The 20,742-nt window shown below is 62.6% G+C and carries 17 protein-coding genes and 1 pseudogene; 9 read left to right on the top strand and 9 right to left on the bottom strand.

What is annotated here, in order from left to right; translation table 11 throughout:
- Nucleotides 1–8 precede the first annotated feature (8 nt).
- Entirely contained in the window at nucleotides 9–1,421 is a 1,413-nt protein-coding gene (locus J3E61_RS34130) for an MFS transporter (RefSeq protein ID WP_210087061.1), read from the bottom strand.
- Between the two features lie 302 nt (nucleotides 1,422–1,723).
- Here J3E61_RS34130 and J3E61_RS34125 point away from each other — a divergent pair, with 302 nt between their 5' ends.
- Complete coding sequence (locus tag J3E61_RS34125; protein WP_210087060.1) at nucleotides 1,724–2,467, top strand: SDR family NAD(P)-dependent oxidoreductase; 744 nt, start codon at nucleotides 1,724–1,726, stop codon at nucleotides 2,465–2,467.
- A gap of 105 nt (nucleotides 2,468–2,572) precedes the next feature.
- Here J3E61_RS34125 and J3E61_RS34120 read toward each other — a convergent pair whose 3' ends face one another.
- Both J3E61_RS34120 and J3E61_RS34115 read right to left on the bottom strand, forming a co-directional pair.
- Entirely contained in the window at nucleotides 2,573–3,247 is a 675-nt protein-coding gene (locus J3E61_RS34120; RefSeq protein ID WP_210087059.1) for a TetR/AcrR family transcriptional regulator C-terminal domain-containing protein, read from the bottom strand.
- Nucleotides 3,248–3,379: 132 nt separating this feature from the next.
- Nucleotides 3,380–4,279, bottom strand: coding sequence for a fumarylacetoacetate hydrolase family protein (locus J3E61_RS34115; protein ID WP_210087058.1), 900 nt, complete (start codon nucleotides 4,277–4,279; stop codon nucleotides 3,380–3,382).
- A gap of 287 nt (nucleotides 4,280–4,566) precedes the next feature.
- Between J3E61_RS34115 and J3E61_RS34110 the strand changes: the two genes are divergently transcribed.
- The 8 genes and pseudogenes from J3E61_RS34110 (at nucleotide 4,567) to J3E61_RS34075 (ending at nucleotide 12,095) form a co-directional block, all read left to right on the top strand.
- Nucleotides 4,567–5,559: a cyclase family protein gene (locus J3E61_RS34110; protein WP_210087057.1), complete on the top strand. Its 993-nt coding sequence runs from the start codon at nucleotides 4,567–4,569 to the stop codon at nucleotides 5,557–5,559.
- A gap of 18 nt (nucleotides 5,560–5,577) precedes the next feature.
- Nucleotides 5,578–6,516, top strand: a complete 939-nt coding sequence (locus J3E61_RS34105; RefSeq protein ID WP_210087056.1) for a VOC family protein — start codon at nucleotides 5,578–5,580, stop codon at nucleotides 6,514–6,516.
- 164 nt (nucleotides 6,517–6,680) lie between these two features.
- Nucleotides 6,681–7,844: pseudogene (locus J3E61_RS34100) on the top strand (prolyl oligopeptidase family serine peptidase).
- A gap of 284 nt (nucleotides 7,845–8,128) precedes the next feature.
- On the top strand, nucleotides 8,129–9,439 hold the full coding sequence (locus J3E61_RS34095; RefSeq protein WP_210087055.1) for a Rieske 2Fe-2S domain-containing protein: 1,311 nt from the start codon (nucleotides 8,129–8,131) through the stop codon (nucleotides 9,437–9,439).
- Nucleotides 9,411–9,992 (top strand): hypothetical protein, encoded by a 582-nt coding sequence (locus J3E61_RS34090; RefSeq protein WP_210087054.1) that lies wholly within the window; start codon nucleotides 9,411–9,413, stop codon nucleotides 9,990–9,992. Before J3E61_RS34095 ends, J3E61_RS34090 begins: the two co-directional genes overlap by 29 nt.
- A gap of 47 nt (nucleotides 9,993–10,039) precedes the next feature.
- The gene (locus J3E61_RS34085) at nucleotides 10,040–10,279 is read left to right on the top strand and encodes a dihydrodiol dehydrogenase (RefSeq protein WP_210087070.1); all 240 of its coding nucleotides are present in this window, start codon (nucleotides 10,040–10,042) and stop codon (nucleotides 10,277–10,279) included.
- A 6-nt stretch (nucleotides 10,280–10,285) separates the two neighbouring features.
- Nucleotides 10,286–11,083, top strand: coding sequence for an SDR family oxidoreductase (locus J3E61_RS34080; RefSeq protein WP_210087053.1), 798 nt, complete (start codon nucleotides 10,286–10,288; stop codon nucleotides 11,081–11,083).
- 16 nt (nucleotides 11,084–11,099) lie between these two features.
- The gene (locus J3E61_RS34075) at nucleotides 11,100–12,095 is read left to right on the top strand and encodes a LysR family transcriptional regulator (RefSeq protein WP_210087052.1); all 996 of its coding nucleotides are present in this window, start codon (nucleotides 11,100–11,102) and stop codon (nucleotides 12,093–12,095) included.
- 20 nt (nucleotides 12,096–12,115) lie between these two features.
- Here J3E61_RS34075 and J3E61_RS34070 read toward each other — a convergent pair whose 3' ends face one another.
- From J3E61_RS34070 to J3E61_RS34045, 6 genes are all read right to left on the bottom strand, one after another.
- Complete coding sequence (locus J3E61_RS34070; protein WP_210087069.1) at nucleotides 12,116–13,489, bottom strand: NAD-dependent succinate-semialdehyde dehydrogenase; 1,374 nt, start codon at nucleotides 13,487–13,489, stop codon at nucleotides 12,116–12,118.
- Between the two features lie 65 nt (nucleotides 13,490–13,554).
- Entirely contained in the window at nucleotides 13,555–14,574 is a 1,020-nt protein-coding gene (locus J3E61_RS34065) for a dihydrodipicolinate synthase family protein (RefSeq protein ID WP_210087051.1), read from the bottom strand.
- A gap of 23 nt (nucleotides 14,575–14,597) precedes the next feature.
- Nucleotides 14,598–15,614 carry an ornithine cyclodeaminase family protein gene (locus J3E61_RS34060; protein WP_210087050.1) on the bottom strand — a complete coding sequence of 339 codons (1,017 nt, stop codon included), beginning with the start codon at nucleotides 15,612–15,614 and terminating at the stop codon, nucleotides 14,598–14,600.
- Nucleotides 15,611–16,555 carry an oxidoreductase gene (locus J3E61_RS34055; RefSeq protein ID WP_210087049.1) on the bottom strand — a complete coding sequence of 315 codons (945 nt, stop codon included), beginning with the start codon at nucleotides 16,553–16,555 and terminating at the stop codon, nucleotides 15,611–15,613. Before J3E61_RS34055 ends, J3E61_RS34060 begins: the two co-directional genes overlap by 4 nt.
- Before the next feature lie 175 nt (nucleotides 16,556–16,730).
- Nucleotides 16,731–19,091 (bottom strand): tetratricopeptide repeat protein, encoded by a 2,361-nt coding sequence (locus J3E61_RS34050; protein ID WP_210087048.1) that lies wholly within the window; start codon nucleotides 19,089–19,091, stop codon nucleotides 16,731–16,733.
- Nucleotides 19,092–19,582: 491 nt separating this feature from the next.
- A complete protein-coding gene (locus J3E61_RS34045) occupies nucleotides 19,583–20,581 on the bottom strand; it encodes a zinc-binding dehydrogenase (RefSeq protein ID WP_210087047.1) in 999 nt (332 codons plus the stop codon).
- Between the last annotated feature and the right edge of the window lie 161 nt (nucleotides 20,582–20,742).

Raw genomic sequence — 20,742 nt, 5'->3', positions numbered from 1 at the left:
TCGCGGTTTTACGCAAGGTTTCGGAGTCCCAGCAGCGCCACGCCGGACAGTATCGCGATGCCAGCCCCGGCGATCCACACTCCGCTATATCCGCCGGCGGCGACGACGATGCCGCCTGCGAACACGGGCCCAAGCGCATTGCCAATGTTTGACGCCAAGCCGGCTATCCCGAGATCGCGTCCAGCATTGAGCGTGTCCGGAAGACACTCGATGAAAAGCGCTTGGCTTGCCGGCAAGTACACGCCAAAAGCTATGAACGACAGCGCAGTTTGGATCAGAATTCCCACTACGCTCGGCACGGCGATGGGAACGGTCATGGAGAGGGCCATGATCACGGAGGCGAGAACGACAAAGGGCTTCCGCCGGCGAAGACGGTCTGAGGCGACACCGACAATCAACAGGGCGAGAAGCGTTAACGGAGTGCCAATCAGCGCTACTACTGGCGCCATTGCGGTCGCTTCGGCCTGGCTGAGGGCCGGTTCTACGTAACTCTGCAGCATGAAGAAGTTGAGAGCGGCAGGGACCGAGAATCCGAGCATCAATAGGGCGCGGGATACGAAGAGCCACCGGAAGTTTCGGAGTCGGAGAGCCTCGGTGAGACCCTGGAACACGGATCTGCAACTCAGCTGAGGGACGATCTTGTGGCGAGACGAGTCGTCTGGCGCGAGGGCGACAAACAGTAGCCCGCTCACCGCGACAACGATCGCGAGCAGATAATAGAAGTCCAGCCCGAGCGCCGTGAAGAGCAGCCCAGCGGACAGGCCCCCCAGAAGACTCCCGAGGAAAGTGCCGAACCCGCTGAATGCAGAGGCGTGCGCTCTCTTCTCCTCGGTAACCCGGTCGGCCAGTGTCGCGTTCAACGCTGTCAGGGCGGCGTTGGCTCCGACCAGCATAAGCGTGTGAACAACCGCGAGCGCTGCAATCGATGAAGCGAAGCGCAAGGCGACCAACAAGAAAGCGGCTGTCAACGTGCCCGAAACAATCCATGGGGCGCGGCGACCGAGCCGACTTCGCGTGGAGTCAGCGAGAATCCCCACCAGCGGGCCGATCACCGTGACGAGGGCCGCGCCTATGAAACTGATCAGTGTAAGAGCCTGTGCACGTTCGCTATTGAAGCCGTCCAGGAGTTCGAGTTGCCGATGCTCCTCTGAGGTCGGCGAGGCCGCGCCTGCGTCGACCTTCTGCTGCAAGAGCTCCAACTGTTGATGATCCACTTTGGCGTCAGCCCCCGTAAACCACTGCGCGCCAACGATATCTTGAACTTGGTTCGGTAACGCCACTCCTGAAAGTGCGCCGCCTATGCACGCAAGGGCCGTGCTCAGGACCGTCAGCCAGATGATGTACCGGGTGTAGCTATGCCGCGGTCGCCGGATGGGCATCCCGCGGGCGTCGGTGACGAGGTTAACTGCGAAGTTGAACATCGGATCCCTTCAGAAGTTGCGAAAAGTGGGCTGTGCGGCGAAGGTGGGCATTGACTGTGCCCGCAGGCGGTGGGTTGGAACGGACAACTTCACGCAACGGGAAAAACGCTGAGCTACAGGTTCTTTCGCGCAGCGGTTGGTCCGTCTTGCAGGACCCTCTTTACGACGCTATATTATCACCGCGGCGGGAAAAAATAGAGGTGCGTTAGGTCCGGTTGAAGGTTCAGACACGGTGAGAAGCCCAGATCTTGGTTCGAAGGGTCTGAAAGCCGGGTCCTGGGCACATTTGAATGGGGTTAGGGATGGATGTTGCAGGAAACCTCTTCGTCGTTAGCGGAGCGGGACACGGTATCGGCCGCGAAGTCGTACTCGAACTCCTTCGTAGGGGAGGCCGAGTCGCGGCGGTAGATTGCGACGGCGTCGCGCTGACGAACCTGAAGGGGAAGGCGAAGTCATCCGTCGACCGACTATCCCTCCATTCGACCGACGTCTCCAGCGAGCGCGGGGTTGCTGCGTTGTCCGACCAAGTTCGGAGAGAGCATGGTCGGGTCGACGGGCTCATCAACGTTGCCGGAATCATTCATCGTTTCGCGCCGGTGTTGGATCTGTCGACCGAAGAGATGGCGGAGGTGATGGCGGTGAACTACTGGGGCACGGTCTATATGACGAAAGCCTTCCTCCCACAACTGTTGTCGCGTCCCGCAGCCGCTCTCGTGAACGTGATCAGCGCGGGCGCGCTCATGCCATCACCCGGCCAAGCCGCCTACTGCGCGAGCAAGAGCGCTGTGAAACTGTTCACTGATGCTCTGCATGCTGAGCTACGGGACACCACCGTCACGGTGACCGAGATCATTCCCGGCGCGGTTCTCACCGACATCGCAAGAAACTCGGGCGTCGAGGTTGGAGATTTGCCCACGGGGGACGCTGCGACTGCTGCCGGGTGTGTAATGCCCGAGGATGCTGCTCGCCAGATTGCAAATGGACTCGTGCGCGGTGCGTTTCGAGTCTTGATCGGCGAGGACGCCGTCGCAGCTGACCTCCGTTAGCAGGTTGGCCGGCGTGTGAACATTCAAAGCGACGGCTGATCTCCGGTGGTATCAACCCCGACTCGTTGGTGTGGCTTGCCAAAACACGTGGCATTGCTGCGAAGGTTAGGCCTGAGCCATTTCGAGCAGGCGTTCGACCCCAAGTATCAGAAGCTGTAACTCAAATTGAAACTGCTCCTCACTTCCCAACGACGGGAAGCGCCCTCCGATGAGGCGCCGGAGAAGTGCAAACTCGTCGAGCGGAGCATGTTTGAGGGCTTCGGCGAGAACCGCATCCTGCGGATGCTGCCCACCGTTTGATGCCGCGTGGTCACGCGCTGAAGCAAATGCAAGTACGGCGACCGTCGCCACAACACGTCCAGCCTGCAGCTCACTAATCCCCGCCTTGATAAGAGCCTTAACGACAGCCTCGGCCGGCTGGGCCGCTTCCAGATCCTCCGTGGACTCGAAGTTGACGTAACTTGCCCAGGCTCCGGCGGCGATAACTGCCTGACGGGTGACGTCGCCGAAGGATTGAAGCGCCTCTCGCCAGTCGGACGCCTGAGTGAGCGCCCGGTTTGCCACAGCCCGACGGAAGGTGTCGGCTGCAACCATCTGCAACAACGTAGTTCGATCACTGACGTGATAGTGCAGGGTTTTGCGGTCGACCCCGATTTCGTCCGCCACCGCTTGCATCGTAAGGGTGTCCGGATCGAGCGCCCTTGCGGCTTCGATGATGCGGGCACGGTCAACCCTGCGGGGCCGTCCGCGCCGAGCGGGTGTCTTTGCTGCGTTCGACATCGACACTCCCTGCTCACAGCTCGGCGCGACAGGCCGGAGGTCTGCCTGGAAACCGCTCGTCAGTCATCCTATGGAATAGCGACAAGCCCGGCAATCAACGCGACGGCCGCGCTGGCTCCGCCGAAGTGCCGCTCACCGCTGAGGCCAGGGGCGGACGGGGCGGGCGACTTGGCCGGTGACTACCCGGTTTCGTGTCTGGCCGAGGAGTTCCACCTCGGTGACGATCTCGTCGCCAGGCTGCAGCGGGCGGTGGTAGTCCCTACCGTGTCGGCCCCACATCTCGGCCAGGCAACCACTTTGGCAAGTTCCTGACCCTAGAAGGTCACCGGGCCGGATCCAGGTTCCTCGTGAGGCGTAGGCCGCCAATGCGCCGAAGCTCCACGCCATGTTCTGCAGCGAATCCTGCCCCAGGAGACGTCCGTTGACGTGGACCCGCATGCCGAGGCGATAAGAAGGTCCGGCGCGGCGGTCTTGAAGTTCATCCGCAGTGACGAACAACGTGCCGAGAGCAGTCGCGGTGTCCTTGCCCTTCGCCGGCCCCAGCCGCAAACGCATTTCATGAAATTGGATGTCGCGCGCCGAGAAGTCGTTGAGGACAACAAAACCGGCGATGTGGCTTTCGCCGTCTTCCGCAGTGAGGTCGCGACCCGCCTTGCCGACCACCGCCGCCACTTCAAGTTCATAGTCGAATTCCTTGCAACCCGGAGGAATTGGTACGTCGTCGTAGGGACCCACGATCGCGTACGGGTTTGAGAAGTAAAAGGTCGGAATCTCCCAAAACTCCGGAGGCACACCGGCGTCCGGATCAATTGCCTTGACTATTCCCGCCGTGTGCTCGGGGAAGGTGGAAAAGTCGCGAATCGTCGGCGGGTCTAGCGGAGCCAGCAGCTTTGCCTGGTCGAACTCGGTAACCGAGGTTCTGCTACGTAGAGCTCGATCGGCCATGTCCGTCAGCTTTCCGTCGTGCGAAAGTAATTGCGGCAAGACGGCATCAGTCGGTAGGTCGACGAGTACGCCCGCATCGTCGAGCACGGCCAGCTTTGGGCCGTCAGTCGTCAGATGCCGAGCGAACCTCATCCTCACTCCTCTTGTCAACGGACATACGCGTCTTTCCACGATTATGTGTCTGGGCCGCGATCGGAAAATTCGTGATGGTGATGCGGAGCATCACCCCCACCAGTAGTCGCCGTTCGCGCTATTGAATTCGGCCGTACAAAACAGCCGAATCCGTGCCAGTGATATCGGGCATCACCAACTTCGGCTTCTCAGAAAGGGCTGTTCGGGCCGACAGTTGCAGCATCGTGAGTAAGGAATGCGATATGACGCAACAGCCCTCGGTCGTCTCGGCGTTGGACCGCACCGATCCCGAGGCAGCCGTCGCGGAAGCGGCCAAACGTTGTTCTAACTGGGGGCGGTGGGGCACAGACGACGTCCTGGGAACACTGAACTTCATCGATGCCACCAAACGTCGTGAGGGGGCGGGCTTGGTGCGCCGCGGCATCAGCTTCTCCCTAGCCCAGACGTTTGATAACAACGGACCCCAAAAAGGTTGGCGCAGACGCTGTAATCCAGTGCACACCATGCTCGACACCGGCTATGACGCAGAACGTGCCACACAGGGATTGCCCCACGGCATTGGCGGCGCAGACGATGTGGTGTTCATGCCGCTGCAGGCGTCGACGCAGTGGGACGGGCTGGGGCATATCTTCGATCACGGCTATGCGTATAACGGTCGTCGCGCCGGCGACGTCGTGACGAGCGAGGGTGACAAGGTCACCGGCATCGAGACGACCGCCGGCCTGATCGCAGGCCGCGGCGTTCTGCTTGACGTCGGTCGGGCACTGAGCTCGGACGGCGAGCTGCCCGACGGCTTTGCCATTACCGTTGAGCACCTGCAATCCACAATCGACGCTCAGGGAGAAAACTCGAGGGTTGGTCGCGGCGACCTGTTGTTGGTGCGCACAGGGCAATTGACGCGAGTGCGCCGCGACGGCTGGGGCGACTACGCCGGTGGTCCTGCCCCGGGCCTTTCATTCACCACAGCCGGCTGGCTACACAAGACCGAGATAGCCGGGATCGCAACCGACACCTGGGGATTTGAGGTGCGTCCCAACGAATTCGACAACGCCTTCCAACCACTTCACCAAGTCGTAATCCCGCACATGGGTCTGTTCATCGGTGAGCTGTGGGATCTCGATGCTCTGGGTGCCGACTGCGCGGAAGACGGCGTCTACGAGTTCTGGCTCACCGCAGCCCCTTTGCCTGTCACCGGAGCAGTGGGCGCCCCGACAGCCCCCATCGCTGTCAAGTAACTCAAGGAGAAGAGTTCCATGTCCGACCGCCTCCTCACCCATCTGCGCCATGTCGATCTGGCAGTCCCCGATCTGGGCCGCCAGCGCGAGTTTTACACCAGCACATGGGGATTGAAAGAAGAGCACACCGGTACTGACATCGCCTTCCTCGCCGCCGAAGGCTCACCCGAGCAGTACGTCATCCGGTTGCGCCAGTCAAACGACAAGCGGATCGACCTGATCGCCTTCGGCGCCGCCAGCCCCGCTGATGTCGACAGCCTCGCCACACGGCTGGCCACGGCGGGCGTGCAACTGATCAGCGAACCGGACGTCTTGCAGACGCCAGGGGGCGGATATGGCTTTCGATTCTTCGACAACGAGGGCCGCACCATCGAGGTCAGTAGCGACGTTCAAACGCGGACGCATCGAAAGATCGAAGCGGGAGAGTCGATTCCGGTGCGCCTGTCACACGTGGTCATCAACTCAGCCGATCCGGACGCGACGCGCAGCTTCTACGAACGCCATCTCGGCTTCCGGCTCACCGACACCCTCACCCACCCCAGGATGGGCGACATGATGTGGTTCATGCGGATCAACGCGCAACATCACAGTGTGGCGATCTGCCGCTGCCCGCACGCATCACTGCATCACGCCTCCTTCGAGATGCGTGGAATCGACGAATACATGCGCGGAACCGGCCGGCTCCTACGCGCCGGCGTCGAGAAGGTTTGGGGGCCGGGCCGGCATCAGGCCGGCGACAACACGTTCTCTTACTTCCTGGATCCGCATGGCAACACCGTCGAATACACCACGGAGCTCGAGCTGATCGACGAGGACACCTGGCATCCGCATCTCTACGACTTCTCTAACCCCGAGGTCTCCGACCAGTGGGGCACCGCTAATCCGATCGATGAATTGGTCGCGCAAAAGACGTTCAACGACCCCGACAAGGGTCTGTTTATCGCCCCGCCAATATGAGTTGCCGTCCTGTCCAACTCTCACCATCACTAACCCACACCCGCCAATTCCACCCCGTGTCGATCGATGTGGGAATGGTGTAGTCGGAATGGCGCAATCGCGGCCGAACGACAGAACACTCGAGACCACCAGTGACAAAGCTTTTTTTCGCTCGAAAGGCATCGATGTTCGAGTACTTCCCGGGTAATTACATCTGGAGTTACGCCGCTGCGGGTGTGCTCAACTGCGGTGGGCTCATCTACGAAGTAGATCGGGCTTGCCGGCCGATCCGCGCCGCCGCGACCAAAGGCGCCGACGAGGGAACCACGCAGCTGCTTGCGGCGTGGACGGCGCTGACCGACAGATTGGTCGAACAAGCTGAGGACGCCGAAAGGCAGGGCCACTTCCGCACCGCCGGTCAGCTGTACGCCCGCGCATCCACGAATCTCTGTAACGCTGAGCGCATGCAAAGTGCGGCCGAGCCCACCCGCCTCGACAGCTATCGCGAGTACTTCGGCTGCAACAGAAGGCATTTGAGCATCTCGACCCTCGAACAACTCGGGTAGAGTTTCCGTTCGAAGACACCACGCTGCCCACGTACTTCACTAAAGCGCCCGCCGTCGATCGGCGGCCCACTCCAGTGCTCATCATGTGGAACGGGCTGGACAGCACCAAGGAACACCAATACGCCTCGGGCATCTCGGTCGAATTGGCCGCCCGCGGCGTGTCCACACTGATGGTCGACGCACCCGGCAGCGGTGAGGCGCTGAGGGTGGGCGGGCTGACCGCGCGCATCGAAACCGAGGGTTGGGCCGCAGCGTGCGTCGACTACCTGGAATCCCGCGACGACGTCGACGCGTTGCGCATAGGCCTGGCGGGGTGGTCGCTGGGCGGTTACTACGCGCCGCGCGCTGCCGCGTTCGAAAAGCGACTTTCCTTGGTTGTCGCCTGGGGCGCGAACCACAACTGGGGCGCGGTTCAACGCCGACGGCTACAGCGTGAGGGTGAACGGCCCGTCCCGCACTACTGGGATCACGTGCTGTGGGTCTGGGGGTTCGACGACCTCGACCGCTTCATCGCTTATGCCGACGGGTACACCTCGACGGGGTGGTCGAGAAGATCACCATCCCGTTTCTCATTTGCCACGGCAGCAACGACCGGCAGATACCGGTCGAATACGCGCACCGATCCTACGAACAGGCCGTTGCAACCCCGAAGCGACAGCTGCGGATATTCACCCCGACGAGGGCGGCGCCGAGCACATCGGGCTCGACCATTTTCCGCACGTCCGCAACTTCGTCGCCGATTGGGTCGCCGACGAATTCGCTGGCCAAGGCGGCCATCGCTGAGGCCGCCGCGGCTGTCTGACGTTCCACCCTGCCGGTTGGGCGTTCGGTACTTGTCGTGCCGAGTTGCCTTTGGCATTCACGGCGGCGACTACGTACGGCAGAAATACGTAGTGACTTCAGTGTTATCCCGGTCGTCTGCGTGACGGCGTGCGACGAAGGTTGAGAGCGCAGTCACACAGCCACACCGAGCGCGAGCACGGTCACACGCCAGTCCGAACCAAACGGCGGCCACGAACCGCCCCAACACCAGTCAGCAGCCGGCGTTGCCGGGCGAGGAGGGACCAATGACACCGGAGTCATCGACAGTCGAGGCGATCGACAGGCATGGTTTTTGGGACCCTGCGATTTTCGACGACGAGCTCGAGAAGATCTTCAAGACCTCCTGGCTGTTCGTTGCCCATGAGAGCGAGCTCGAGCAAAAGGGTGACTATGTCACCCGCACGATGGGTGCCGAGGCGGTCATCGTCACACGGGACGAAGCAGGTCAGCCGCGGGTCTTCCTCAATACCTGTACGCACCGCGGCGGGCAGCTGTGCCGCGCGGACTTGGGCAACACCTCGCATTTCCGCTGCAGCTACCACGGCTGGACTTTCTCGAACAAGGGTGAGCTGCGCGGCGTTCCAGAGCTGCGCGCCGTGTATCCCGCGCAGTTCGACCGAAAGGCGCACGGTCTCGCGGGCGCTCGGGTCGACTCTTTCGCCGGACTGATCTTCGCGACTTTCAACCCGGATGCACCGTCCCTGCAGGACTACCTCGGCGACCTGGGCTGGTATCTGAAGGCGTACTTCGGCAAGGCTCCCATGGAGGTGGTCGGGGCGCCAACGCGCGGCATCCTGCGCTCCAACTGGAAGGTCGGTGCCGAGAATTACGGCGGAGACGCTTACCACGTCGGCACCACCCACCACAGCGCAGTCGAGCTAGGCGTGTTCGGCAACCCCGAAGAAACAGCCAAGTTGGGCCCGCTCGCGTCGGGCAACTTCGTCTACTGCGTCGACGCAGGCAACGGGCACTGCATCCGCATCCAAAAGCTGCCGATCGAGTTCGAAAAGCCCACCCTTCTCGGCTATCCGCCCGAATTGTGGGGCCTGTTTGCTTCCAACCTCAGCGACGATCAGCTGGCGGTAAACAGCGGACTGGCCGTCGCCCACGGCAATGTGTTCCCCAACTTTTCGTTTCTCGCGGCGCTCAGCCCGCCCGAGCCAAACCAGCCGCCGATCCGCTCGCTCCATGTGCGCCAATGGCAGCCGATCAGCGCAGACCGCACGGAGCTCACCATGTGGTCGCTGGTCCCCAAAGACGCTCCCGAGGAATGGAAACGGCAAAGCCACGCGGCGGTCGTGCGCACGCTTGGATTCGGCGGCCTGTTCGAAACGGATGACCTACAGAACTGGGTCGGCATGGCCGAAACGAACCGTGGGTCGATCAGCCGCCAGCAGGAGTTGGTGTATGAGGCGGTTCTTGGAGACCCGCCCCTGCAATCGCCGTGGCCGGGCAAAGTGTACGCGGCCGATCACTCCGAGGTCGGCTTGCTCGCCCTGCACCGCCGCTGGCATGAACTCATGCGAGATGGCAACCCGTCCGCCCAGTCAGTCTGAGGAGCACGTCGCTATGACAACAACAGAACGCACAGCTGACACGTGGGTAAGCGCCGAAACCCTTTGGGCCATTTCGAAATTCCTCATAGATGAGGCCGAACTTCTTGACCAATGGCGTTATTCCGACTGGGCTCGGTGCATCACCGATGACTTCCGTTACGAGGTACCAATCCCGATTACCCGCGATGACCCGACACGCGGCGCGTACGCCGACAAGGGATTCGTGGCCATCGAGACGAGGTCGTCGCTGGAATATTGGTTCCGCCGCCACGACCCGGGTCTCTTCGAATACGCCTGGGGAGAAAACCCGCTTCAGCGCGTTAACCGGTTTCTCACCAATATCCGGGCCACGCAGACGCCGGGTGAGGGCGTTGTGAGGGTGTCGGCCAAGGAGCTCGTCAGCTTTTCGCGTCAGTCCGACCCCGCGGTGCTGATTACCGCCGACCGCGATGACGTCTTGGTACCCAACGGTGATTCATGGCTATTGGCCCACCGGCGCGTGCGGCTCCATCAAACCGTGCTGGATACGCCCCATCTACGCATCATCTTCTGACCTGCGGAGAACAGATCGTGCATCCACTCGACGAGCCCCACACCGAAGTGCTGTCCGAAACCACGATCGTCAATGAGTTCACCGGCGTGAAGGTCCGCAAGCTGCTAACCCGAAACGGTGAGCGACTCGAGGTGGAATCGCTACGCCTGGGCCACCGCATACAGCTGGACGCCCTCGGCTTGGAGGCGCTGTCCTGGCAGGTGCCCGAGACCATCTCAGCCTGGCTGGCAACACCTTTCGGCCCCGAGGCACACAATGGGCGCCCGTCAACCACAAAGGAGCCATGACCAATCATGGGTAACACGGAGCAGGCGGCAATCGTCACCGGAGCAGGCAGCGGAATGGGTCGTGCGATCGCACTGGAGTTCGCGGCCCGCGAAACGGCGGTTCTCATCGTTGATTACGACGGTGAACGAGCAACGGAGACAAAGAAACTCATCGAGAATGAGGGCGGTCGCGCCGAAGCGATCACTGGTGACGTTTCGGAGCCCGCCGTTGCTTTCGACGCCGTGCAGACGGCATTGCATCTCTTCGGCAGCCTTGACGTCCTCGTCAACAATGCAGGAATCTTCGACACCAACGCCCCGTGCATGGAAACGAGCGACAATCTGTGGACCAAGGTGATGGGCGTCAACGTCACCGCGACATTCATGTTCATCCGCGCCGCCGTGCCGGCGATGGCCAACAATGGCGGCGCCATCGTAAACCTATCGTCTGTCGCGGGCTATATTGCCGGAGGTGGCGGAACGGCCTATGCCGCAAGCAAAGCGGCGATCATCGGTCTTACCCGTCAGGTCGCCGTGGAACTTGCGCCGATGAACATCCGAGTCAACGCCGTCGCGCCCGGCCTCATCTACAGCGACTTCTTCGCCAGCAGCGCCCAGATTTTGGGGTCTGACACGCCCTCCGGCCCGTTGACACGCCACGCTCACGAACAGATGCTCGGCGCTGGCCCCGATCGGATACCGCTGGGCCGTGGCGGGACGCCGGAGGACGTGGCGACGGTGGTGGCGTTCCTGGCCAGCCCGGGTGCCGCCTATGTGACGGGCCAGACGTTGGTCATCGATGGCGGTGCCATCTCCACTATTTGAGCTCGCGGAGGTTTTCATGATGGGCAGAAACCTGCAGAACATCGACCTGAACCTGCTGCCCGCACTGGATGCGCTGCTGCGGGAGCGCAACGTCACCCGGGCCGCCGAGCGGCTGTGTGTGAGCCAGCCGGCGATGAGTGCCTCACTGGGCAAGCTTCGCCGACACTTCAACGATCAGCTGCTCGAGCGGCAGGGACTTCGGTATGTGCTAACACCTCTGGCGCTGACTCTGCGCTCGCAGGTAGAGGTCGCGGTGCGCGCCGTACAGCACACATTCGACAATCAGCCGGAGTTTGAGGCAGCTCAATCGGATCGCGAGTTTCGGTTGATTGCTTCAGATTACGCTCAGGTCATACTCGGTAGTCGGTTGCTCAACCTGGCAGAGAAGTACGCTCCGAACGTTCGGTTGCGATTTGAGAACGTCGGCGTGCACACCGTCGATGATCTGGAAACCCGGATGCGCGGCGTGGACATCGCTTTACTGCCAACAGGATTCGTCGACGGCTACCCGCATGCAGAACTGTTCCGCGACGTGTGGGCGCTGGCGGCCTGGGCGGGCAACGATCAGATCGGCACCGACGTGTCACTGGAGGCGGTGCGCGGATGTCCGCGAATCAGCACCTTCGACAGTGAGCGCACTTTCACCTACGCTGATCGTCAACTCGCCATCCTGGGTTTTGACCGCAGCGCCACTGTTGTCGACGGGTTCGTCGCCACGCCGTTCCTGCTCACCGGTACCCGCCGTGTGGCGCTGCTACCGCGACGGCTGGCTGAGCGCTTCCAAGACGCGGCGTCGCTGCGTATTCTTTCGATCCCGCTCGACACGCCGCCGCTGATCGAATCGATGTGGTGGCACCCGGTCAACAACGCGGATCCAGGTCACCGATGGCTTCGCCGCCTGCTCCACGACGCCGCCACCGAACCACGGCGATCTAGCACCGACTCTGAGTCGGTACCGAACGCCGCTGTCATGACAGGTGTTTCAGAGGGCCTCGGGTTAACTTGCGTTTGACGAGGTTCCCGTTGTGCGTGCTACCAGGTCGCGGCGATGTACTTGGTCTCCAGGTATTCGAGCAGCCCGTCGTGTCCGCCTTCGCGGCCAAGCCCGCTCTGCTTCCAACCGCCGAACGGTGCGGCGGGATCCGACACCACCCCGCGGTTGATTCCCACCATGCCCGACTCGAGACGCTCAGCGATACTCAACGACGTGGCGAGATCACCCGAGTGAATGAAGGACACCAGGCCGTAGTCGGTCGCGTTAGCCAGCGCTATGACCTCATCGATGTTGGTGAACGCCACGATTGGCGCCACGGGCCCGAAGATTTCTTCGTGCACGATGCGTGAGTGCGCAGCGACGCCGGTGAGCACCGTCGGCTCATAAAAGTATCCGGGCCGCTCGGGGGCGCGACCACCGATGAGGAGTTGCGCGCCATCGTCCAGCGCATCCCCGACGAGTTTGGAAACCTTGGCCCGTGCAGAAGCATTGATCAGCGGGCCCAACTCGACGCCGTCTTCGCACCCCGGCCCAAGTCGCACTTCTGCCATCGCCTCGGCGAACCGCTTGGCGAACTGGTCGGCGACGGACTCCTGCACGTAAAACCGGTTGGCGGCGGTGCACGATTCGCCGCCGTTGCGCAGCTTGGCTGTCACGGCGCTGGACACCGCGAGGTCAAGGTCAGCGTCGTCACACACAATGAATGGTGCGTTGCCGCCAAGTTCCATCGAACACTTCACAACATGCCGCGATGCCTGGGCAAGCAGAAGGCGGCCGACTTGCGTGGAGCCGGTGAACGACAGTTTGCGCACGCGCGGGTCGGCCAGCATGGCGTCCACGACCCAGCCGGCGTGCAGCGTGGGAAGCACGTTGAGCACGCCGGCGGGCAGACCCGCCTCCTCGAACAGACCTGCCAAAACCAATGCGGTAAGCGGAGTTTCGGGAGCCGGCTTTAGCACGGTGGTGCACCCCGCGGCCAACGCGGGCCCGATCTTACGGGTCGCCATCGCCGCCGGGAAGTTCCACGGGGTGACGAAAACCGACACTCCAATCGGCTGGCGCAGCGTGAGGATGCGGTTGGTGCCGCCCGGCGCCGTGCCGAGATCACCGAGGATGCGCACCGATTCCTCGGAATACCACCGCAGGAACTCGGCGGCATAGCCCACTTCCGCCCGGGCTTCGGCCAGTGCTTTACCGCTTTCCAGCACGATCAGCCGCGCCAGCGATTCGGACCGCTGTCCCATGAGTTCAAAAGCACGGCGGAGGATTTCGCCACGCTCTCGGGGGGCGGTGGCGGCCCACCCGGAAGCAGCCGCGGAGGCTGCATCGACTGCCGCAATCGCATCGTCCACCGTCGCACTGGCCACCGTGGTGATCACTTGCTCGGTGGCAGGATCGATGACCTGCATCATCGCATCGTCAGCGGCCGCGCGCCACTGACCCGCTATGTACAACTGGGTGGGGAACTCCGCTTCAGTCACGCGGGGTTTCTGCCGATCAGGTACTCGCTGTCAGGATCGTCGGTCACCGGAAGACCAGAGTCGTGCAGGCCGCGCCGCAGCATGCCCATCAGACGGTCGGGCACGCGCTGCACAGGGCCTCGGAGCGGACCGCCGTTGAACCCGGCGAGCCAGTCCTGGTATTTCCACAGACTGCGGTGTATCACGTTGGTGCCCGAGATATAGCTCTGGGCGCCAGCACTATTGGCCAATCGGGCAGGGTGAACCTGCCAGTAGAGCTCCATCGCCGCCGGCCAATCGCCCTGGCGGGCGAGCGCGAATGCGCGGGGGTAGTAGTCGCCCATCCACTGGGTGTTGCTGGTTCCCGAGAACTGCAGGTCCATCAGGCTCATCAGCGGGATCGCGTCCGATTCGATCGGGCAGCTGATGACGACCTCATCGCGGAAATGGTGGTACATCTCGCAGATGCCCGCAGGCAGCGGATAGCCCTGCTCGGACTTGATGGCCACGATGTTGGGAATGGTGTCCAGGATGTGGCGGACCGAGTCGACCGACATGCCCGCGGGGTGTACTCGCTCGAAACCCCACAGCGGAATGGGAAAAAGCATCACCCCGAGGTTGGTGGCCTCGCAGAAGGCCTTCGTGTAGTCGTAGATTTCCTGCTCTGTGGTCGGCCAGAACTGTGCGGGATATGCCAGCAGGGCGAGGTCGGCGCCGGCCCTCTCGGCGAGTCGGACTGCTTCGATGTTCTCGGCGAGAGTGTCGAACGCCGCGTGGAAGAACAACCCGAGTTTGTCGCCGGCCGTCTCACGGGACACGGCGGTGAATCGAGCGTACTCGTCAGGGGTGATCGCCACTTCCGATACCAGCAAGGTGTATTGAAAGCCCAACTCCATCAGCAGATCGATGTCGTGGGCAATGCCCTTGTCATTGACCTTCGCCAAATCCAGACTGAATGAGGGGTGGGTGACTCCCGAACACCCGATCAGGTGTTCGCGTGCCCAGGCGCGGGCGTCACGCTTCGTGTAGTCGGCCATGGGGGCATCCCTTCGGAGAGAGGTTATTTCGTGATCGGCACGATGGTGTTCGGATACCGGGTGCCCAAGCCGCGGCGCCGCGCTGATGCGAGGATTTGTTCGGCCACGACTATGTCTTGCAATGCTGAGCCCACCGACTTGTAGACAACGATGGACTGCGGGTCCTGCCGGACCCTGACCGCGCCGCCGATGAGATCGCCCAGCGAGGCGAGCTTGGCGCTGACGTCGATGCCGGCCGCTGCCGCCGCGAGTAGGTCGCCCGTGTCGTGGGCGGCCTCTTCAGGCACATCGGCGACAATCAGCCCAGCGCGACGAAACACTTCGACATCTAGTTCGCGCTGTTCCGGCAGGGTGGATCCGACCGAGACGACAGTGGCTGCAGGACTTAACCATTCGGCGTGCAGCACCGGGGATTCATCGTGGGAGCGGGCGGCGCAAATGATCACGTCGGCTCCCGTCACCGCCACCTGCGCGGATTCCGCGGCGGTGATGTCGAGCCCGCTCTCGGCTCGCACCTCTTCTGCGAAGCGTTGGCGATTCGCCGGAGTTGGGCTGTATACCCGCGCGGTGGCGATCGTGCACACCGCGCCCAATGCACGGATGTGATTGCGCGCCTCGAACCCTGTTCCCAGCACGGCCACCGAAACCGGTCGCGCCGGCGCAAGAGCTTCGGCGGCCATCGCCGACGTTGCGGCCGTGCGTATCCCGGTAATCCGGTTTCCGTCGATGAGTGCGTCTAGCGCCATCGTCTGATCTTCGAACAGTGCCACCAAATAGCTCACTCGTCGTGTCTTGGGCGAGGCCGAGATCAGTTTTGCGCCCAGGTGGCCGCCGCGTGCCGACACCGCCGTCATCGAGCGCAGCCATACGCCGTCGCCGCGAGCCATCGCACGCGGCGGCACCGCTTCAGGGGTGATATCTGCGGCGTATGCCTCGCGCAGCGCTTTGACCGCAGCAGTCCAGTCCAGCACTGTGGCGACATCAGAGTCCGACAGAAACAACGTGTATTGGCACGCATCGCTAGTAGCGTCTGAGGTCATAGATCCAGTACCAACTTTGGGGTCAGAGAACGAGATACGCAGATAAGCATCAACGCGCCGGTCGCATGTTCGTCGTCGGTGAGCAGCGAGTCTCGATGGTCTGGGGTGCCGGCGAGCACGGAGGTCTCGCAGGTTCCGCACGTGCCCTCACGGCAGGACGACGGCACTGAAACGCCCACCTTCTCAACAGCTTCCAGCACGGTGATGCTCGGTGGCACGGTAAAGGAGGCCCCGGTCCGTGCGAGTTCGACTTCGAACTCGGTATCGGACCCGGTGTCTCGGGTCGACTTGGGTGCGAAGCGCTCCATATGCAGCCGGCCGGCATGAGGGCGAAGGCTTGACTCCACGGCGGCCAACAACGATTCGCGCCCACAGCAGTACACCCGGGTGTCGATTGCCAGGGTGGACAAGCACCGCTCCAGATCGATGTGGCCCTGTTCGTCTTGGGGGACCAGGGTCACCTTGTCGCCGTATCGGGCGAGCTCGTCCAGGAAGGCCATGCTGTCGCGGGTCCGTCCGCCGTAGATCAGCCGCCACTGAGCTCCGGCGGCCTGCGCAGCGGCGACCATCGGCAGTATCGGTGTGATGCCGATTCCACCGACGATGAACAGATAGCGGTCAGCGGGCACCAACGCAAAGTGGTTGCGAGGGAGCCCTATCGCGATATGAGAACCGGCCTGCAGGCGATCATGAACGTAGGCCGAGCCACCGCGACCAGCCGCTTCACGCAGCACTGCGATGCGATAGTACCGCCGCTCTAGGGGGTCGCCGCATAGTGAATACTGCCGCGTCATTCCAGCAGCCAGGTGCACATCGATATGGGCTCCCGGATCCCATCCCGGCAAGGGGTCGCCGTCCGGGTGGCGAAGTGTGAGGCTGACTACGCCGTCCGCGACGTGCGACTTGTCGGCCACGACCAGTTTGGCCTGACCTTCAATCATCGCGAACTCGCTGCAAATTCACTTCACTGCCCTCCGTCGCCGAGCCCTTCGGTTCAGTGTCGGCGACGAAATGCCCTGAGCGGAAATAGTTTTCCCTGAGTGCCGCTATCGACGGCGATTATTGCGCTAGGCCGCAGCAGGCATTGGTGTGAGTGATGGCCGCTATTGTGCGGCTCTATCGGTGCAGCTCGCGCGGGCTATCGTCGCGGGCAATCCGGCGTCCTGCGCACCAGGCGGCGATCTGGGTGCGGCTGCCGAATCCGAGTCGGCTCAGGATGTGGTCGACATGAGACTCCACTGTGCGAACCGAGATGACGAGCTTGTCGGCGATCTCCCGGTTACTGAGCCCCTGTGCGATCAACTCGCTGAGTTGCAGCTGCCGATTGGTCAGGGCCGTGTCGCGATGGGCAGGTGATCGCGGAGGACGGCGAGCGACCTCGCCCAGGGCGTAGGCGATGGCATCTTCGGCCTGCAGTCCCATTCCCGAGGCGAAGGCAATCTGAAATTCGGAGTCGCTGGCGTTGCGCCTGGCGTCGTCTTCGCATCTCTGCCGATATGCCCATAACGGCGGAATGGCCGCCAACGACATTCCAATCGGCCGCCAGATCGCCTCGGCGGCGCCTAATAGGGTCGCTGAGCGTTCGACCTCACCGTCCGCTGCTGCGATCCAGGCCAGGGCTTCCAGACAGACCGCGATCCCGATCGGATCGTCAAGCGAGCGTTTCAGGCGCAGGCTTTCCTGTTCCACCTCGAGGGCTCTGTCGTGGTCACCCTGCAACCACAAGTCGACGGCGTACGCCCACATTGACCATGATCGAAAGTACTCTTCTCCCAACGGTTTTGTGAGTTCCAGGCAGCGGTGATACCACGTTTGCGCATGAGCGGCGTTGCCGGCCAGGCCGGCGGCAAGGCCGGCCTCGAACGCCGCGTAGACCTCGCCGAGTGGGTGCCCGCAGTCCTGAAATGCGGTGACTGCGGCCGTCAAGTATTCGCTGGCACAGTCGAGCTCCCCGCGAAACATCGCAAGTTGCCCACGTGTCAGCGTGATGAACGCACGCGCCGCCACGTCCCCGGTGGCGCGTGCTTCAGCCTCGGCGCCGTCGAGGCGTGCATCGGCCAAGTGATGGTCGCCCTGCATTATGGCCAGCCATGCATTTAATCGCAGGGCGCGGGCGCGGTCCACGGAGGGCCCGGGCGCATCGGTGATCAGTTGGTCCAGCCAGTGTCTGGCCTCGCTGAGCAATCCATGTGCCAGCCAATGCATTTCGAGAGACCATACGATTCGAAGTCCGATTTGCGACTCCCCGTTTGCGGCGCAGAAGTCAAGGGCGCTACGCACATTAGCGTGCTCCCGGTGTAGACGGTTGATGCAATGGTGTTGATGCGGGCCGATCCATTCGCGTTCGGTGCGGGCAGCGAGGTCGGCATACCAATCGCGATGTCGTCGACGCCACGTGTCACGCTCCCCGGCGTTGTCCAGTTTCTCGTCGCCGTACTGGCGGATCGTCTCCAGCAGCACGAACCGGCGGTCGGATCCGGGTCGGTGATCACGAGTCACGATGGACTTGTCGATCATCGCTGTCAGCAGGTCTACGACGGAATCGCGGTCGATCCCGTCGCCGCTGCAAATCCCCTCGGCGGCGTCAAGCTCAAACGAACCGGCAAACACCGACAGCCGCGCCCATATCAGTTGTTCCTCCGGTGAACACAGCTCGTAGGTCCAGTCGATCGACGCGCGCAACGTCTGCTGGCGCGACGGCGCCGACCGGCTGCCTCCGGTCAACAGTCGGTAGCGGTCGTCCATGCGGTCGAGAATTTGGTCCAGCGTGAGGGCACGCAGCCGAACCGCGGCCAGCTCGATCGCCAGGGGAATGCCGTCGAGAAGCCCGATGAGGCGGGCAAGCTCAGAGCTGTTGTCGTCGGTTAACTCGAAGTCGGGTGCGGCAGCCTCGGCCCGGTCGAGGAACAGGTTGACGGCGTCGTATTGGGTGAGCGATTCGGCCGTGGCGCGCTGCGACGCCAGTGGAGTCGACAAGGGCGGTACCGTGACGACGGTTTCGCCGCCAATGCCGAGGCGTTGGCGGCTCGTTGCTAGCACTCGTAGTCCTGGGCAAGAGCGCAACAGCGCATCCACGAGGACGCCGCAGGCCTGCACGAGGTGCTCGCAGTTGTCCAGTACGAGAAGGACCTTCTTAGCCGCGAGGTGGTCGGTCAATGTCGTCAGCCGCCAGCGCGCCGTTGGTTCACGGGCACCCACGGCTTCGGCGACCGCATAACCGAGCAGGGCAGGATCTTGCACTTCGGCAAGTTCGACGACAAAGACGCCGTCCGGGAAGGCGCGCCGCACATCCTCAGCTAACCGAAGGGCCAGCCTCGTCTTACCGACCCCACCCACCCCAGTGAGCGTCACCAATCGAGAGCGCTCGAGGCGATAACGCGCATCGGTGAGTTCATGGCGGCGCCCGACGAATCTCGTCAGCTGTGCGCGATTGCCACGGATTCCGTCGGATAGCGCGTCGTCGGAGTCAAGCTTCACGATGTCCTAACCGGACCCATGTCCTCGGTGCCTCTCACGAGTCGGCGCTAGTAGGTCGGTCGGCGTCGCTAACACCGCGTGAGAGCGACCGCCGACATACGTGACAGGATAGTTGAGAGCAGCCAGAATTTAGTACTAGTTACTGACGATGACGGCGTCGCCTGTCACCGAGCAGATCAGCGTTGTGTGACTACGCGCTCCGACGGGGTCAGGAATGACTAGCACGCAGCCCTCGAGCCATCGGTAAAGGACCCCGGCCCACCGACGTCCCGATCGCGACGATCTGGTGGGGAAGGGCGTGCGAATCGGCCCGCGGGTTTGTGTCATTAGCGGCTTCCTGTTTGCAGCGCGTCCGACCGGAGGACGGACATGGCAGATGATGCTGACGCCGGCGGCGCCTGGTGAGCGGATCGATCGATGTGTTGACGGTCAGCGAGGTCGGCCGTGCACACGCAGTTCCTATCTGGGTGTGCACGGCCACGCTGGCCGGTTCAGTCGAAGCGGATCAGGCCGCGGATGTTCTTACCGGCCGCGAGGTCCTCGAAGCCGGCGACGATATCGTCGAGTTGGTATGTCCGGCTTACCAGCTCGGGGATTTGCAGGGAGCCGTTCTTGTAGTGCCGCAGCGTCTCTGGGATGCCGACCCGTTGGCTGATGGAGCCATAGGAGGACCCGATCAACGTCTTTTGGCCGGCAATTAGCTCCAGGGGGGACAGGGGAATGGCGCTGAAGGATGGCGGATTGAGTGCGGTGACCACCGTGTTGCCGCCCACCTTGGTGGCCCGCGCGGCTTGTGCCAGTGCATCGGCGTCGCCAATGCAGACGAATGAGTGATCCACTCCGGTCGCCGTCAGCCCAAACACGCGTCCGGCCAATTGACCGGGTGTATCGACCACAATTGTGTCGGTTGCTCCGAATCGTTTGGCTTCCTGCAGCTTCCATTCGTGGATGTCTGCGGCAATGACCTGCCTGGCACCGGACAGGCGGGCAGCTTGGATGACGCTCATGCCGGTCCCGCCGACTCCAACCACGAGCACCGCGTCACCGGGACGGATCCGAACCGCGTTCATTCCTGCGCCGAAGCCGCCCGTCACGCTGCAAGCAGCTAGCGCAACAGCATCGAACGGTAGTTCCGGATCCACCACCACCGCGCTTGCTTGATCCACGACCGTCTTTTCCGCGAAGGCGCCGACCATACACATTCCGCCGACTATTTCTCCGGTGTCATCGTGACGACGGAAGGTGCCGTCCAGTTGTGTTCCCGTGGCGATTCGCGCACCTTCCACACAGCGGTGGTGGTTTCCCTGCGCACACGGCAAACAGCGTCCGCATGCCGGCGACCACGTCAGCGCCACATGGTCGCCTTCGACGATGCCGTGGACCTCGGTGCCGACTTCCTCGACGATTCCCGAGCCCTCATGTCCGAGAACCATCGGCGTCATGCCCAGCGGTAGTTCTCCGCGAAGTGCATGTAAGTCGGTGTGGCACAATCCCACAGCCACCATTCGAACCCGAATCTCGGTTGGCCCAGGTGGATCCAATGTCACCTGCTCCACGGTCATCGGCGTGTCCACGCCCCGAAATACTGCCGCACGCACCAATTCTGCAGTGCCCATCGCTAACTCTCCTTACTGTTGCTGTACCGCATGGT

This window comes from Mycobacterium sp. OAE908 (genome assembly GCF_017872775.1).
GTDB lineage: Bacteria > Actinomycetota > Actinomycetes > Mycobacteriales > Mycobacteriaceae > Mycobacterium.
The sequence above is the reverse complement of the archived record's forward strand: the minus strand, read 5'-3'. Positions and strand labels throughout refer to the sequence as shown.